12 protein-coding genes and 1 pseudogene are annotated in these 17,281 nt (G+C 53.6%); 4 read left to right on the top strand and 9 right to left on the bottom strand.

Features of this window, described 5'->3' with window-relative positions:
• The 6 genes from ABX962_RS11020 to ABX962_RS10995 all read right to left on the bottom strand — a co-directional run.
• Nucleotides 1–1,567: endo-1,4-beta-xylanase (locus ABX962_RS11020; RefSeq protein ID WP_372719313.1), on the bottom strand; the 1,567-nt coding region annotated here is incomplete at its 3' end.
• 445 nt (nt 1,568–2,012) lie between these two features.
• A complete protein-coding gene (locus ABX962_RS11015; RefSeq protein ID WP_372719311.1) occupies nt 2,013–3,512 on the bottom strand; it encodes a sulfatase in 1,500 nt (499 codons plus the stop codon).
• A gap of 363 nt (nt 3,513–3,875) precedes the next feature.
• Complete coding sequence (pap, locus tag ABX962_RS11010; RefSeq protein ID WP_372719309.1) at nt 3,876–5,363, bottom strand: polyphosphate:AMP phosphotransferase; 1,488 nt, start codon at nt 5,361–5,363, stop codon at nt 3,876–3,878.
• Nucleotides 5,364–6,049: 686 nt separating this feature from the next.
• The gene (locus ABX962_RS11005) at nt 6,050–8,395 is read right to left on the bottom strand and encodes a family 78 glycoside hydrolase catalytic domain (RefSeq protein WP_372719315.1); all 2,346 of its coding nucleotides are present in this window, start codon (nt 8,393–8,395) and stop codon (nt 6,050–6,052) included.
• Between the two features lie 440 nt (nt 8,396–8,835).
• Nucleotides 8,836–9,015, bottom strand: coding sequence for a hypothetical protein (locus tag ABX962_RS11000; protein WP_372719308.1), 180 nt, complete (start codon nt 9,013–9,015; stop codon nt 8,836–8,838).
• A 171-nt stretch (nt 9,016–9,186) separates the two neighbouring features.
• Nucleotides 9,187–10,422 carry a DUF1559 domain-containing protein gene (locus ABX962_RS10995; RefSeq protein WP_372719306.1) on the bottom strand — a complete coding sequence of 412 codons (1,236 nt, stop codon included), beginning with the start codon at nt 10,420–10,422 and terminating at the stop codon, nt 9,187–9,189.
• A gap of 220 nt (nt 10,423–10,642) precedes the next feature.
• Here ABX962_RS10995 and ABX962_RS10990 point away from each other — a divergent pair, with 220 nt between their 5' ends.
• From ABX962_RS10990 to ABX962_RS10980, 3 genes are all read left to right on the top strand, one after another.
• Nucleotides 10,643–11,242 (top strand): sigma-70 family RNA polymerase sigma factor, encoded by a 600-nt coding sequence (locus tag ABX962_RS10990; protein ID WP_372719304.1) that lies wholly within the window; start codon nt 10,643–10,645, stop codon nt 11,240–11,242.
• The gene (locus tag ABX962_RS10985; RefSeq protein ID WP_372719302.1) at nt 11,239–13,062 is read left to right on the top strand and encodes a LamG domain-containing protein; all 1,824 of its coding nucleotides are present in this window, start codon (nt 11,239–11,241) and stop codon (nt 13,060–13,062) included. The genes ABX962_RS10990 and ABX962_RS10985 overlap by 4 nt, the downstream gene beginning before the upstream one ends.
• Before the next feature lie 149 nt (nt 13,063–13,211).
• Nucleotides 13,212–13,649, top strand: coding sequence for a Dps family protein (locus ABX962_RS10980; protein ID WP_372719300.1), 438 nt, complete (start codon nt 13,212–13,214; stop codon nt 13,647–13,649).
• 147 nt (nt 13,650–13,796) lie between these two features.
• On the opposite strand, the pseudogene ABX962_RS10975 reads toward ABX962_RS10980, so the two are convergent.
• From ABX962_RS10975 to ABX962_RS10965, 3 genes and pseudogenes are all read right to left on the bottom strand, one after another.
• Nucleotides 13,797–14,210 (bottom strand): annotated as a pseudogene (locus ABX962_RS10975) (DUF1569 domain-containing protein).
• Nucleotides 14,211–14,294: 84 nt separating this feature from the next.
• Entirely contained in the window at nt 14,295–14,813 is a 519-nt protein-coding gene (locus ABX962_RS10970; RefSeq protein WP_372719298.1) for a TspO/MBR family protein, read from the bottom strand.
• Between the two features lie 40 nt (nt 14,814–14,853).
• Nucleotides 14,854–15,003 (bottom strand): hypothetical protein, encoded by a 150-nt coding sequence (locus tag ABX962_RS10965; protein WP_372719296.1) that lies wholly within the window; start codon nt 15,001–15,003, stop codon nt 14,854–14,856.
• A 384-nt stretch (nt 15,004–15,387) separates the two neighbouring features.
• On the opposite strand from ABX962_RS10965, the gene ABX962_RS10960 reads away from it, so the two are divergent.
• Complete coding sequence (locus ABX962_RS10960) at nt 15,388–16,713, top strand: serine hydrolase domain-containing protein (protein WP_372719294.1); 1,326 nt, start codon at nt 15,388–15,390, stop codon at nt 16,711–16,713.
• Nucleotides 16,714–17,281: the final 568 nt, after the last annotated feature.

Below are 17,281 nucleotides of genomic sequence, written 5' to 3'. Positions count from 1 at the left end.
AGTTAGGATGACTAAACGTTGCAATCATCACGTCACGAAAATAGTCGGCCTGCAACTGTTCGTCATCCCCGGCATCGACATCAAACTCACTGAGCTGCAGACGCGGTGCAATCTCGGCGAACTCGTCATAGACTTGCAATAACTCTTCAGGCGGCGTCAGCGTGGTGGAATCAAAGTGCGCCATGAAGCCGACAATATCGGCTGGCTGGCCCTGTTCGTTCAGAAAGCGAATGATGTTCTTGTAGGGTTCGCGTTTGTAACCATCCGGAAGAATTTTTCCTTCATTGATGGCGTGGGTCGCATTGGGGGCCAATCGTCGGGATTCTGCCATGATTTCGGCGTAGATCTCTGGCCCGCCATATTCCTTTTCGTAGGTGTGTTTTCCCCAACCAATAATGTGATTGATCGTGTCCCACTCGGTGACAAATTCGGACGTGGCCGGAAGCACGTCCTTCATGTGCGTCCACAGCCACTCGCGATGAGCCTTCGGATCACCGACGAATTCCTTTTCAATCGCATTGAAATCCATCGGAGCCCAGGCGACATAGTGACCACGCACGTTGATGTTGTTTTCGATCAACCAAGGCAGTGTCTTATTGAAAAAAATGTCATGCTTTCGGCGTGCCTCGACGCTTTTACCCTTGAGTCCCTTCCATACGTGGGGCCGCAGCTCGGATTCAAAGGTGACACGATCAAAGTACGTCTTGACGACCTCGCGGTACTCTTGTGCTTCTTCCCAATTAACAATGATTTGTTTCTTCGGATTGATCGGAAAGTCACTTGTGGGGGCACCGAGCACTTCGGAATTGACGGGGTTGCCAAACCCGAATGCATGCTTTTGCATCGCAGCTCGAACCCGTACGCCGGGAACAGGATTCCCATCCGCGTCGACCACTTCGATCGCAAGTTCACCTTTGCGGATTCGATCGATGCGTTCCAAAGCCGACGTTCGCCACGCGGCATTCTGTTCGCGACCCTGATACATGATCGTTGACTTCGGCAGCGTTGTGATGTCGCGATCGGGGCCGTAATCGATCAGACGAAGGTCGGCAATCTCAATGATCGTGCCAGCCTCGCCCAGGTCAAACCGAACGCGATCGACACCGGGATTCATGGGACGCGGTGCCACAAATGAGCGAACATGCTGTTCCCAATCGCGATAGGCCGACAATTTGTTTTTGTATTTAGGTTCACCAGACGAGTTTCCAATCGACAAGTAAACATTGTTCGGCTGTCCACTCGCATTGGGACGCCGGATCCAGTAGGAAAGGAGAACAACGTCTCCTTTGCGAACGGGATGGGCTAGTGGAATGTCGAGTTGCATGTTGGCCCGATCACTGAAACGCGTGTCCGATTCGATGCGAAACACGTCCTCGAATGGTTGGTCATGAACCTCGATCCACTTGGCATCGGCTTTGACCGTCCGCGACGCGAACACATATTCCTCGTCTTGCGAAAACGTGAGCACGCTTTGACCACCCGCTGGAGGATCAAGAACCGATGGTGCAACCGCGACGGCATCGCCGGTGATCAATCCTAGCAGTGCGACTGCAATGATGATCTGCATGCCTCGGTGGGTGAGTAGCCTGGATCGTTTTTGCAGGGCCGACTTGAGATTTCTTGTTTGCCGCAGGACGCCGAGTCTGTTGAACATAATTTTGATTAACGGGTGTTTGGTATTGATGTGTTTTTTCATGAACGATTTAATCGGTTTCCGTCTGGTCCATGGTCGGCCGGATCGGGCTGGATCACATGGCAGCGCCACCCCTCTGGACCAGCCTTACCTGCGTGCCGCTGCCAGGGCTCGTCGGCCCCCGCGGCGCCGCACAGCAGGATCGCAATCAAGAGAGTGCAGTGTTTCAACATGGTGTTCATGTTCGGTGTGACCATAAAAAGAGCGAAGCGGTCCATTGGAAATCATGAAAAACGTACGACGAGGTGCCACAGCCAGACAAGAACCACCGCACCGGCATACAAAACTCGAACAGATTGCAGCTTTGCATCAGAGTATTTTACTTCTTCATTTTGACGCGGGTGGTTTCAATGCGTCGCGCCGCATTGAGCTGTTCCGCCAGGCGTGAGATTCGTTTGCTCTGCTCAGCCGACGCTGCTAGATTTCGGTCCGGTGTACTCGTGTCCTGATGATCGTACAATTCCCGCGCGACCACGCGTTTCGTGCCGGCCTGGATCCATTCGGTGTATCGATAGCGATCATTTCGCAGGCTGTATCCCATCGTTGAACCACGCGGGTACTGAGTCAGAGCGAACGGCTTGAAACTCTGGTTTGGATTTTGCAACAGCGGCTGCAGGCTTTTGCCATCGCACGACTTGGGGACTTCGCCACCAGTCATCGATGCCACCGTGGGAAAGAGATCGACAATTTCCACCAAGGCTTTGCTGCGTTGATCACGCGTGTGACCTGGAGCGGAAATGATCAGCGGCACCTGCGCGTCTAGTTCAAAATTTGTGTGTTTGCACCACAGCCCGTAGTCGCCAAGTTTGTAGCCGTGGTCGCCCCACAACACGACGATCGTGTCATCACGAAGTTTGAGTCGATCGAGTTCCGCCATCACTTTGCCGACCTGTGCGTCCGCAAAGCTGACCGAGGCGGCGTAGCCGTGCATCAGCTCGCGAGTCATCTCGTCCGACAGTTCCCCTTGCTGCGGAACTCCATGATATCCGCGTAATTCGCCCCAGATCGTGAACGCGAGATCCGGTGATCCTTCGGGTCGCTGGCGACTTGGCACCCTGAACTGGTCTCGTTCATAGAGATCCCAGTAGCGTTTGGGGGCCGCGAATGGCAGATGCGGCTTAGCGAATCCGACACACATAAAAAACGGCTTGTCTTTGTTCTTTCGCAGCGATGCGATCGCCTGTTTGGCAACGATGCCGTCGCGATAGCCTTCGTCCTCAGTAACAAAACACTCCGTCGGCGGCCCGTTGGCCGCAAGACGCGTTTGATCGACATCGAGCTTCTGCGTTTTGGCATCCTTCACACGCCTCGCGATCGCCGCCAACGTCTCGGGATCGGCATACTTTTCACTGGGCGGTTCCGGAATCTCCGACCAAGACGTTTTGTCATCACGCAAGTGGTGGTACACCTTTCCAAAGGACGCGGTCACGTATCCACGCTGCTGGAAGTACTGCGGCAGCGTCATCGCGGTCTTGTTCACCTTGCGTAGTGGCGTGAACAGATCCACGATTCCGGTGTGATCTGGGTACTGTCCGGTCATCATGCTGATGCGCGAAGGTGCACAAAGCGCCTGCTGGCAATACGCTCGTTCGAACAACACCCCTTCGGACGCTAACGTATCGATCGAAGGGCTCTGAATCGAATCGACGCCGTAGCAACCAAGTTCTGGACGCAGATCATCGATGAAGAAAATCAGCACGTTCTTCGCGTCGGCGGACGCTTGGTGTTCCTCGGCCTGCGCGAACACGGGCAAAACGAGCAACGCCAACAGGATCGAAAATGCATTGACGCGACGGGGAAAAATGAACTTGGGGATCATGCAGATACTTGCGGTTAGAGTAAGTGACCCTGGCTGCGTTCGCACCCGGCGAGAAGCCAGCGACAACCGCATTTTCGCCACGCCAATCGCGGGTTAGCCGCGAATCAGATCATCGCAATGTCATGCGGCTACAATCACAATGGTTATCCCGCCTTCACCGCTGAAATTTGCGGGATTTTTTTGCATTTTCGGTAATCGCCACCCAAAAACGCTCGTCCCCAGACTCCTGCCCAACGCCGTGAAGCATTTTTAAGCTAGAAATGACGCCATTCGCGTTTCGTAGCTACGCTCGCCAGAGCGTGGATTGTTGGCATCCATGTCGCATCACCACCTTCTGGCGAAGGTAGCTACCGGAAGTTCGATCTAATTTCGAGTACGATTTCTCAGTGTCTTCTGCAAGTGTTCACAAGCGGTTTCAAGAACGTGAACACGCGCTGTGTATTTGTCGTTGGCCGGGACGATGGTCCAGGGCGCATACGAAGTGTTGGTGTATTGGATCATGTCATTGACGGCTGCTTCATACACGTCCCACTTCTCTCGGTTGCGCCAATCTTCGTTCGTTAACTTCCACGCTTTGTGACGGATGGTTTTACGTTCTTCGAACCGCCGCAGCTGTTCATCCTGGTCGATGTGCAGCCAAAATTTACAGATCATGATACCGCTCTCGACCAACTCCTGTTCGAACTCGTTGATTTCGTTATAGGCCCTCTTCCATTCATCGGGCCGAGCAAACCCCTCGATGCGTTCGACCAACACTCGTCCATACCACGAACGGTCAAAGAACGTGATGTTTCCGGCGCTGGGCAAGTGACGCCAAAATCGCCACAAGTAATGTTGTGCGTGTTCCTCCTCCGTTGGTGCTGCAATCGGAATCACTCGATATGTCCTTGGGTCAAGTGCCCGCAAAATCCGTCGGATGGCGCCGCCTTTGCCAGCGGCGTCCCAGCCTTCGAATACCAGGACACTGGATACTTTTTGTTGTTTGGCCTGTCGACATAGTCGATTGAGGTCACCTTGTGCCTGCTCACGCCTGCGTCGGTAGTCCTTCTTGTTGAGTGTCTGTTTGAGATCAACACCGGACAGCCAATCGACGGAACTGGGTTTGTGATCTGTCTGTACAGGGGCCGGTGACGACACGTTCAAGCGTTTCTTAATCGCGTCCAAAATGTGTTGTCCGATGGCCATCGAGCGATAGCGGTGGTCGGCACCGTCGATGACTCGCCATGGCGCGAGCGGAGTATCGGTCGCATCAATGATTTGATCGCCTGCGACGACAAATCGATTGTACATTGCCCAGTGTGCCCAATCCGTGTGCGTCACACGCCAAGCGGTTGCAGGGTTTACTTCCAGTCTCTCTAGCTGCTTTCGCTGACGGCGTTTGTCGAGGTGCATCCAAAACTTGAGGATCAGTGCACCGTCGGTTGCAAGCGTTCGTTCAAACCGTCGAATGCGTTCGACATGCCTTGGGAATTCGGATTCAGAAACGGTTTGAGCGACGGATCCCAGCAACACCTGCGAATACCACGCACTCAAGAATAATCCGATCTGACCGCGGGGCGGCAGGTCGTGCCAATAGCGGCGAAAAACCGGCCGCTCTACATCCGTATCCAATTCAGACGACCTGGCGTAGGCGCGATTGATCAGCCATCTGGGATCCATCCACTCATTTAACAAGTTCACCATTTCGCTCTTGCCCGCGCCATCCACACCCGCAAACAGAACAATCACTGGGAAATTCGCTTTGCGAAGCGAGTTCTGTACCTCCAACAATTCCGCGCGAAGCGAGGGCAAGCGAGCTTCGAACTCGCGTTTCTTGAGTTTCTCGGAATGCACAAAGTTTGCCAGTCTCACAGTCTATGCCTTTTTCTTCGAAGCGAGCGATTTCACCTCAGTATAGCGTTGTGATCCGGCAACCGAGTAGCGACGCACTTCTCGCCCCATCCGTGAAACGCAAGCGATCAAGATCTCGATTTTTTTCTGCGGCAAATTTCCGCGGTGAGGCATCCTCCGGCTAGCACTCTGCCGCTACTGCTGCATGAGCCCTACCGGGCGATCCCCCCAAGATAAGTACCCACGTTGCCGTCGACCGCCAGCGGCAAAGCGTATGGACCGAGACACCGCTATACACAAACAATGAAGAGCCTAAGAAATTGAGGGACGCGGATGCAAAATCAGAGAGCAGACTTTAGCAGCATCCCCTTAACTTCGTCGGGTGTAGCGTGATTGTTCCCGCCTTGGTCTGCACCCGTGATCCACCAGTATACCATTCCGGCATCGGAGCAATCGAAGTGGTTCGCTTGGAATTTGACGACACCATCCTGTTCGGCGTAGGCGAGTTGTCGCCAGATCCACTGCAGGTTCTTGCCGTCATGTTCCTTTGCCCAATCCCAGCCGCGGATTGCTGTTTTCAGACCGACGTTTTGATCTCCGATTTGGTGTTCGTTGACACCGAAATCGAGAATCTGCTGCCACGTGAAAAAGTCACCCGCGTGATTTGTAACAATACTCGAATAACGAAGATATTTCCAAACAGTGCCTTACTTGGCTTCGATGGTTACCGAACCGCTGACCTCATCGTCTACGATCCAGCGGTTTCCGGTCTTGGTTGCAGCGACAGAATTTCCATCGACGAACACCTTAGTCGCTGTGTCGGATGCGGGCAGCTCCACTTTCGCGGTCATACCGTCAGGGAGCACCAGCGAAAGCGTGAACGTGGATTCGTTTTTCCAATCGATTGAAATTGGTCCTCGCGATGTTGGAACTCGGCCGCGTGCGAATTTTAGATTGCCAAGACAGGGGCGGATGATCGCACTGTTCCAGCCCGCATTCGCCGGCTGCACGCCCAACACGTATCGCGGCAACAGATTCGCCGGGGCCGCACCCCAGGCGTGATTCCAATCCTGGTTGGGTTTGTATTTCAGGTCCCAGGCTTCCCAGGAGATCGTCGTTCCGCTGTTGACCATATGCTTCCAACTGCGATCTCCATCGGCGGTCATCAACGCAATCGCCTTTTCATCGCTACCATTACTGAACAGTGCGTCCATAAAATACTGTGCCGCGTAGGGGCTGCACTGCATGTCTTGTTTTTCGAGCCACGCGATAACGTCTGCACGTTTGTCCTCGGGCACCAAACCAAACGCGAGTGGAAAGAAGTTCGCGTGAATGCTGCTGTGATCCGTACCGACACCATCGCGATAGATTCCCGCAGCTTCGTCGAACAACGTTTTCTGGAACGATGCTCGCGCCAGCTCGACTCGCGTTTCAAAAGCCTTGGCGTCCTCGTGCTTTCCGACTGCACCAGCCATCTCGGCCATCTGCTTAAGTGCCTCGATGTGAAATGCATTCACGACCGTGTTGATTTCCGTGAACACATAGCCATCGCGTTCCTTCTGCGGCCAATCGACGATGTCATGCCTTGTGCGATCCATCTCGTTGCTGCGAACTAAACCGTCGTCACCACTTCGATGCATCAACGTTTTTGCCTTCAGCGATTCGTAGCGATGTTTTAACCAATCATTATCGCCCGAATACATCCACTCGGCGTGAGCCATGAAAACCATATGGGGCGCCCATTCCGTTGGCCAAGTTCCATTTTCAATCAACCAATCAAACGATCTCGCCGCCATCTCGACGTCGTCATCGGTCGTGTAGTGGCTCAATTGATTCAAATACGCGTCAGCTTCGTACGGAATCCGCTCGCGGTCGCCATCCACGTAGACGCCGGCGAACGTCGTCGCTTTGATGCTGTATTTGCACAGCTCCCAAATCTTGTTGAGCGTTTCGTCGGAACACTCAAACGAACTCGCGTCGTCATTCCAGCCAGTCGCAAACGCGGCGCGGCGGACGATGTATTCCGGTTTGAATTCACCGGGCCAATTTTCGATTTCGACCCAGCGGAATGGCATCACGGGCAACCAAGACTTGGGCGTCAACACCGCTGGCGGATGAGCTCGCGTCGCCCCCGCTTGCTCGGTATTTCGCACATCCACCGGTGTTGGCACGATCCAGTTTCCAATTTCCCCGCTGCCATTGCGAAAACCGCTCACTCCGTAGCGAACCGTTCCTGGTGGCTCGCGATCGATTCGGCCATCCTTCAGCTTTTCGGCAAAGTGGACCTTGCCTTCACCGCGTCCCCCTTGAGGAACACGCATCGCAACATTTCCGAATGCGACTTTGCCAAAATCGACCAGCGTGATTTTGTCGCTAATTTTTTTGACCGACACGGGTGCTTGGTCGGTCAGCGAAACCGAGTCCTCTGCAGGAATCTGCGGCAATTCTTTGATGAACAGATTTCGGAAGCGGTAGGTTTGGCCATCTTCGCCGTGATGCTGGATACCGATGTAACCGGATGCATCAACGGTGTCGCGGAACGTGACTGTCGGCACTCCGTTCAGTTCAATCGTGATACGATCTTCAATGCAGGTGATCACAAACCGGTTCCATCCGTGACGGTTTAGTGCACCGGCGATCGTCGGATCTGCAAAAGCCGCCTTTGATTCTTCTTCGTGCTCCAGGAATTGATCCTGCGAACGCCCCTTCGTGCTCGGCCAAATCCATCTACGTCGGGATTCATCAAAAAGACCACCCGACCAACGCCGATCGGATCCATCGCATTCCGCTTGATAGCCATAGACCTTCTTCTCTGCGTCCTTGTCGACGTGACATCGGAACATCACTCCCGAATTGGCGTCGCCTTCGGGCAAGTGGATTTCAACACTGACACGAAAGTCCGAGTACTTCTTTTTGGTGACCAAGAAGAATTTTTCGTCGGCCATCAGATGGATTTCACCGTCAACGACTTTGGCTTCTCCGTGTGGATAGGGATTCCACCATCCAGATAGGTCTTTACCGTTAAACAGCGGCGTGTACCCACGGCTAAGCATCGCTTCAAAGCTGGATTGACCGTCATGATTGATATCCGGTTTTGAGATCGACGTTTCAGGACCTTCTTTCGCATTGCACACATCGAGCGACACGATCACCGCGAATATCAGGGAGCAGTATTTCAACATCGTCTAGGCCTTGGGGATCTATGAAAAATCGGGAGAGGGAACGAACGTGAAAAGCGGAATAATTCTAGTCACTTCCACAAAGGGCAACGAGTTCGACGGCTAGACTTGTTGTCGTCGAAGGATTGCTTTGCTTCCTCGGCCTCACGTTGGAGCATCTGATTGTAATTGTCGATTTCTTCTCGAGAGGCTTCCGAAGCAATGTTTTTGGTTGTGCTGAAAGAACAACCAACCGAAACGGCTAAGCACGAAAAAAGGCTGATGCGAGAAACCACATCAGCCTTCGATTGATTTATCGTGCAGCGGCCGATTCGCTACTCACGCGCGCCGATATCGCCGGCTTCCGCTGCAAGCTTCGCTTCCCTCTCAACGAGCGCATTGTAGTCGTCGATCTGCTCTTGGCTGAGCCCGTCGGCAACCGAGTTTGACTCGGACGTCGAGCAACCGACCAACACACTGGCCAGCAGCAGGCAAAATGTTGCTGTCGCTTTCATCTGTAATCCTCGCTTCCTCTTTATGAATTCGTATATTTCTTAAAAGTCCCTAATTCTTAGGGAAAGACTAAAAACCGCCGTGGCAGCCTCGCCGGCATGACTGGCGACGACGCTGAAAATCGATATAGCTTGGAAATCGATTTCGCCAACAAGGGCGTCACCTTCAAAACCTTAGAACTCCGAGTCAATGACTTCCTTGGCAGCACGAGTTCCCAGGGCGCCCCACAGGCCGTAGGGGCTTTGTGCGCCTGCAACCGTCTTGGGCGATCCGTGATACGAGATCATTGCCGTGTTGCTATTACCCGCTTCAATCGAATCGGTGATGAACTTCACTGCTCCATCGCCCATCAAGACGTGGGCTCCACCTTGGTGACGACTGGAAACGGTGACCATTGAGTCGTTACTGGTGAATCCGCCGGTACAGATGCCTGAATTGGGCGGCAGGATTGTGTGCACTTGAGTAAAGAAGTGCATCGCATCATGCCAGCGATACCCGCGTCCAAGCAATGCACTCACCGAACCTCCCGCACCCGCGTTCCAGAATTGCGGACGTTCAGGATCATGATGCTGGTCCATGAACCTGGGGTTTCTCCGGCACTCGGCGCGTCCGTGCCCACTTCTGTCGTTGTATGCGGAATCTTGCGGAAACGACGTTCGCACATCCTTGTCCCCAAGATCCGTTGTCAATTCGCCACACATCACCGTGTTAGCCAAGCCATCAAGCGTATCGCGGAATCTCATGCGACTGTTCATCACGAACATGCCTCGATGTACTTTTCGCGAACGTGTCGCCTGAGTTTGATTGTTCGCGGTATAGGGCATCGTGGCACCGTTAGAGACTCGGTGAACGAATACTTTGCCCTCGCGAGACATCACGGACGAATCCCCCATACACGCCCCGTAATTGGTTCGACCAAGCGCCGGAAGCCCTTGCCCTGGATCGCTCGGGCACCGGTACGACGCAATGTTCGTCGCCCAGGGCCCATAGTCAATCCTAGCTACCCCCGGCCCCATGGCTTGCCAAGGCGGGTTTTTCGCGGAGCCGTTCGCCTTCACATTGAGTGGGTTTGAAATCTGTTCCCAAAGCGCCTGTTGCTCGATAAACGGCAGCACGCTTATTAAAAAGGATCCACGCCGGTTGATACTCGTTCCGTTATTGTCACCCGCGTAAATCTGCTGTCCCGCGGGTCGATCGGTACCGGTACCATGGATCGGCAACCCCTTGTACGCGGAATGGTAATTGTGAATGCCCAAGCCGATTTGCTTGAAGTTGTTGCTGCAGCTCATACGCCGAGCCGCTTCTCGAGCGGCCTGCACGGCCGGCAGTAACAAACCAACGAGGACTCCAATGATCGCGATGACGACCAGTAATTCGACAAGAGTGAATCCAGTACGCTGACGATTCATTCGAATAACTCCAATACGAGAAGAGAGAAGAGGAGGGAAAAGCAAAACGCGACACTCAACCCGCCGCGTACAAAGGCCCTCGTATGGAGTGATTCCCGTCCCTCTTGAAGTTCTTCGCGCGAAATCTGAGAATTATTCCCGCTTTTCGCCGAATTCGCCTCCTTTTTTAAGAAAATCAAAAGAATGATCGCAAAATGAAGGCGGAGCTTCGGGAATAAGAATGAGTCGCGCTAACCTGGTTCACTTCACCTTTACGCAGTCAAAACTGGTGCTCCACTCCACAAGGAAAACGGTCATCCAAGAGGAACGATCCCAAGACGAATTCGTTCGCTTGCTCGCGATGCACTCGAGCAAGGTGATGTCGTTCATTCGTATCCTTACGATGAATCACCAGGATGATGCCGAAGAGATTTTCCAATTGACCTGTGTGGTGCTGTGGCAAAAGTTCTCGCAGTACGATCCGACGGGCAATTTCGCAGCTTGGGCTTGCCGTATCGCACATTACGAAACGCTCAAACATCGCGAATCCAAACGTCGTATCAAACTGCTCAGCGACGATGCGCTCGAGGCTTTGGCCGAAGCGGCTATGCCCATTTCGGCTGAGCTGAGCGAGCGCCGAACCGCATTGTCAGAGTGCCTAAAGAAGCTGCCGGCCTCGGATCACGACTTGATCCGCCAAAAGTACTTCGAGGGTTTGAGCGTCGGTGAAATTTCGAATCGACTCGGTCGCTCGACTCATGCGATCTACCGTGAATTGAGTAAAGTACACGGGATGCTATTACGATGCGTGCAACGCGCTGCCACTGAGGCACTTTCATGAACATGGACAACCACCCATTGCAAACACTACGCACCCTGATCGTGAAATCGCAGTCGGAATCGCTGAGCGAATCCGAGATCGCCGAACTTAATGAGCTGATTTGCTCCGAAGGCGGTGCCGCCGAAGCAGCCTCGCTGATTGACCAGCTTTGCGCCTTCAGCGACTCAGGCAGACTCGACTCGTTGCCAATGGCCGAGGTTCTATCCGAAGCATTCAGCCAAGCTCCGGCACTCGATCGCGAACTTAGCGGCCATCGCGACGCAGGCTTGACGACTGCGTCCCATGTAACGTCCTTGGCGAACTCGAACGAAACATCATCTACCACCAACGCGGAATCATCGCGAAGACCCGATACATCCTCGCGTCATTCTGATCGATGGACGAAAGCCTATTGGTGGGTCGGTTTGGCTGCCAGCCATCTGTTGATCGCATCCTTGGCATGGTCGTTCGCCAAACCGTCACCGACCCAATCGACGTTCACCAATGAATTCATTGCCCAGCACAGTTCCCAAGCCAAGCCACCACAGCTGGTTTCGATGACCGCATGTGTGTGGAGTTCATCAGGCGACTTAGTCCCCACGATCGGAGAACCGATCAGCTCGGGTGAGATTCTGAAGCTTGTCGAAGGCATTGCGGAATTAAGAATTGGCGAAGACACCGCGGGGGAAGCACTGGTACGAATCGAGGGCCCCGCAAGCGTTTCCATCGGCGTCGACGGTCAAATTGGACTTCTGCAAGGTTCAATGACCGCAAAGACGCTCGGGACTGGCAGCAGAAACGTGACTGTCGATACCGCAATAGGCAGGATTATCGTTGATGGGCAAAGTTCGATCGGATTGGTTTCAAGTGAATCCGAAACGGAAGTGCATCTATTCACTGGACGCGTGTCGGTAGAACCCAATCAAGCGGCATTCAACGCGAGCAAAATTTTCCTGGAAGAAGGGGAAGCGGTGCGTCTATCCCTTACGTCGCGAGAAGGCGCCTCGGTTGTCAAGTTCAATGCTTCGGAGGCGAACTTTGTTTCGGCTCGATCACCCGGTTTTGATCCGCTGAATATCGGGGAACGATACGTTAGCGCCGTGATGGAATCTCAGCCAAGCATCTACTGGCGATTCGAGGAACTCAAAGGCGATTTTCCTCAGTTTGTCAAAAACCAAGGCAGCGCAGCGGGCATGGATGCGACGGTGATGGGCAGCCCGAGTTGGCGTCAATATGGCAATAACCGGGTGGCGGAACTAGGGACGTCGACATCATCGGCATTCCGCACGCTGCAACCTTGGCCGCAAGAACCTCTTGATGAATACACCATCGAAATGTGGGTCAAGCCGCAGCTATTTCACCACGGTGAAGTGCTCTGTTTGCACGATGTCGAGGAACTCGAGGATGGGCGATATCAACATACGATGATGCTTGAAACCACCGCTCAGCACTACTTTACCCATCGCTTGAGCGATTCGCCGGCCAACCGATTTCGTTTTGTTCATCGCCAACTTGGTGCATCGCAACCAATCAGCGCGACCAGCCTGTTTTCCGATGGACAGTACCAAGCTCGGGTATGGCAACACGTTGTCGCCGCGAAAAAAGGGGATCGTCAAATACTGTGGGTCGATGGACAACTCGCAGCGGAACGAAACAACCCGGTGCCGCTGAGCCCAAACGTCCAAATTTTGGTGGGGCAGGTCTACCCGACGTCGGTCTATCGGCGATTCGTCGGACAGATCGACGAGGTTGCGATTTACGACCGATGCGTTCCGCTGGAAGAACTGCGAAACCACATCAAGGCCGCAGGCCGCCCTGTCGCTCCTGAGAATTCGGATTGATAGCGGGTAACCGACGATCATCGAATTTTTTCGAGACACATCTTCTTTCAATTTGTACCTCCGAATGGGCGCAGCTATCAAGCAACGCCCCTTTCCGCTCCTCTATAATAGGGCTTTGCGTTCCTACCAAATTCCAAAGGACTATTGAAGTGAGCGATCCCGTCACCCAAGCGTTGAGACAAGTCGTCGCGGACACGTATGCGTTAATTGGGCAAACCCATGTTTGCCACTGGAACGTACGCGGGCCATCATTCTTTTCGTTGCACACGGCGTTTGAAGAACAGTACAACGAACTGTTTCTTGCCGTCGACGAGATTGCCGAGCGAATTCGAGCCAAGGGTGCATTGGCGCCCGGAGGCTTGTCGAATTTGGCGAAAATGGCAGGGATTGATGAGATCGCCGAAGATGCCTCGGCCAAGGAAATGGTCACGCATCTCGTCAAATCAAACGAGAAATTGCTCGCTGACCTAAAAGTCGCACGCGATAAAGCAGGCGAGGCAGGCGACTCGGAATCCGAAGACATCATGATCGCGCGGATCCAAGTGCACGAAAAAACTGTCTGGATGCTCAAGAGTTACTTGGAATAGCCTCTCGCCCAAATTTGTTACCACCGGGTCTCAGACGTTACTCGGTGCCGCACGAGAGCGACCGGCGCAGGTCGAGTAACTCACTTTCGACGATAGGCGACCAGCGGCGTCTCTAGACGAACGGAATCAACGAGTGCGATTTCCAACCTAAGTGTGGGCATCCTCCTTCGAATTGGGAATCAGGAAGCCAAGGTGATGGGCAGCGTGAAGCCACATAAATTGTCGCCACTCATCCGCCTTTAGATTGTCCAGAAAGGGGTAATCGTCAAACGAACCATCGTACTTCTCGGCTTGGCCGAGAAGCACGATACATTGATCGATGATCGCGTCGTCGTCCGCACCGAGTTGCGTTTTGGGTTTTAAACGTTTGATCGTGGGTCCGCTGGACATCTTTCACGTTCGCAGGATTCGCCTGAAAATCCATTTGAAAGCTGTCGCTCGCAAGATCCACGGCAATCGAAAACCAAATCCATCCATCCCCCCTTTCATCGTGTAAGTCAGATGTTTACAGATTTGGGTCAAGTTCCAATTCTTGGTCCTTGAGTACCCCTCGCGTCGCAGTCGCTCGATCTCCGCTACGACTTCATCGCCGGTGAAAGTCCAACTTGCGTTTCGTTAACGATGTCATAGCATCCCCCGCCACGGTCAATTTAAACGCCAGATCGCGAAGTTCAGCACACTGGCGAAACTGACCCACACCAAGTACGGGACCATCAACCAGCCTGCGATCTTCGACCGCCCAAAGAACGCGATGGTTGTTGCCGCGATGGCCAGCCATAGAATCACGATTTCCACGAACGCCCAGCCTGGTTGGTGAAAGCGAAAGAAGACCCACGACCAAGCGATGTTCAGTGCAAGCTGCACTGCGAACAAGCTTAGCGGAGTCTTGGCAGGTTTCAGCCCAGCGGGCTTCCATACCAACCACGCTGCGACCGCCATCATCACGTACAGCGTCGTCCAGACGGGACCGAAGACGTATGCCGGAGGATTCCACGATGGTTTTTCAATGGTCTTGTACCATCCATCGATTTCAGAAGTCGTCGCAATCGCTCCAACCCCGGCCGCCCCCAGGCAAACACCGATAAAGGCAATTAGCATGATCCACACCGCCCACATGCTTTGGGACGAGTCTCGTTGCTGAGGAATCGACACATCATCCGTCATTGCCAAACCTCCACCTGAATTTCTCGTCGAACATAATGTCCTAAAGTTCCCAAAGCGAAATCGTCCGCCAACTCGCCTCGCCTGAAACGCCGCTTCCAACATCAGTCAGCGAATCGATTGTATCGCAGTGTCCAGTATCGTTGCCAACGGCGATCCCTCGCTGGATTGCAAACTTAGAGATTCGCAGCACCGTCCTTGTTCTAAGCTCCAGCAAATCGTCGATTGTTCATCGGATGCAAACCGATTACGACAAAGCGGATGTCCCGCAAAATGATTCGCCCGCGAATGACGCGAATGTATTTGTTCTGCTGGTCTTATTCGCATTTGTTCACGTGATTTGCGGGCCAATTGGCTTAAAATTCGATGAAGCCTGAATTGTGCGAGTTGCTGCACCGGCAGTTTGCGGTCGCCCCCCGCGTCGGAAAAGTCGCGAAGCGACGGGCAACTGCGATTCGAATCGGATATCATTTTAGCCGATATAACATCCTCTACGGCAATGCAATTATCGCCGGCATGCTGTGAACCAACTGTCTACCGTCCCGAATCCCCCCGTCTTCCTAGATTTGACCGCACCTTGATCAAGCACATTACGATTCCGGCCTTCGTGGCGAGCGTGTTGCTCTACCTTACATTTACCAATGCAGCGGAACCGCTGTCGCGTCCAAGCGACGTCATTCCGATCTCGCCCGATCCATCGTCGGCCCCCACGATTGCGAAGGAAATCGCGTCGGTTCTTGATCCGCTGGTTGAACAATTCGCAAGTAACCGCGATGCCGTCGGGACGGCCGTTGCCGTTTCACGAAACGGCAAACTGATCTACGCTCGAGCGATCGGATATCGCGATTTATCCATCGCAGCTCCGGCGGAACCAACAACGCTGTTCAGTATCGCCAGCGTATCCAAGCCCATTACCGCAATTGCGGTCGTGAAGCTTGTCCAGGACCGGAAGCTTGGGCTTGATGATCGTTTTATTGACGTATTGCAGCTAGATCCGTCTGCAAACGGAAACGACGAGTTTGATGCTCGAATTCGAGCGGTAACCATCCGGCACCTTCTGAACCATACGGGCGGATGGGATCGAAACGCTTCCTATGACCCACTGGGAACAAGCAACCGAGTGCGTGTTTGTGCGCATCGAAACATCGCCCACGACGAGTTGCACCCGAATCACATTGTTCAATACATGCTCACAAAGCCGTTGGACTTTGACCCTGGCACAAAGCATGCCTACTCAAACTTTGGCTACTGCATCTTGGGCAGAGTGATCGAGAAAGTGACAGGAAAAACCTACGAAGATTACGTGACGAACGAGGTGTTGAGGCCGCTGGGCATTCAACAGATGCGACTTCGCGCGGACGAACCGTACGACAACGAGGCTACGGCATACACCCATGCAAAAGAGAATGGAGAGCCGATCCGCGGTAGCTTTGTTGAGTGTGATCATCGAACATGGCCAAACAAGGTTGTCGAGTCGCACGGAGGCTGGCTCGCCTCCGCAGTCGACCTTTCGCGACTACTAGCCGCTTTCGACTCGCCAACACGCATGCGAATCCTATCTCCCAATGCGATCAAGGCGATGTTTTCACCACCCACAGGCTTACCGCTTGTTCGAGACGATGGATCACCGAAACCGAATTTCTATGGATTTGGCTGGGATATCTGGCCCTCGCAAAACGGCTTTACCGCGGCGCATGGTGGTGGCGCGTGCGGTATGGCCGCGTACATCTCACGTAGCTCCAGCGGATTCAACTGGGTCGTGCTTACAAGCACCGACGCTGGCTTCCCAACAAACACGACATCGACTGCATTGATTCGCGACGGTGACCAAGCGCTCGCGAATTTGCGTATCAATTCACGTTTTGATTTGTTTCGCATCCGCTACAAGGCCGAAACCCAATAGATCGAAGCAGTGAGGCAGGAATCATTGGGTAAAATCCCGTTAGCCGCTTGAGCGAGCGCTGTGAAGCATTTTCTCGGAGCTACCTTCGCCAGAAGGTGGTGATTCGTATTTGCGCGACAACCATCCACGCTCTGGCGAGCGTAGCTACGGAACGCAAATGCCGTAATTTGCCGTCTCTAAATTTGTTACAGCGATGCGTTTTAACACGGAGACACGGAGACACGGAGACACGGAGAGTTGTTAGACCGGAATACTTTTGATCCACCCCTGTTTTCCCATCTTTTAACCTCCCATCTTTTAACCCCGCACATCCCCGGCCATCGTCTGCTGCTGCGATCCAGCTAATGGTCTCGAAGTGGACGATTGGGCATCTCACTTAGGGTCCCTGTCGACAACTCAGTGATGCAATTGTCGGTGTCGCTACACCGACGCTCTTACTTGCACCACACCGAACTTAGCGGATCGACTCTTCGGGTAAGCCGGATTGGATGCCTTCGTCAATCGGCATGCTGTCGGGTTTGCCATCGCCACTGGCGGCGATTAATCGATCAAGCTCGGCCCGCAACGT

The organism is Novipirellula sp., from assembly GCF_041583735.1.
Taxonomy (GTDB): Bacteria; Planctomycetota; Planctomycetia; order Pirellulales; family Pirellulaceae; genus Novipirellula.
This window is presented reverse-complemented; position numbering and strand designations above follow the sequence as displayed.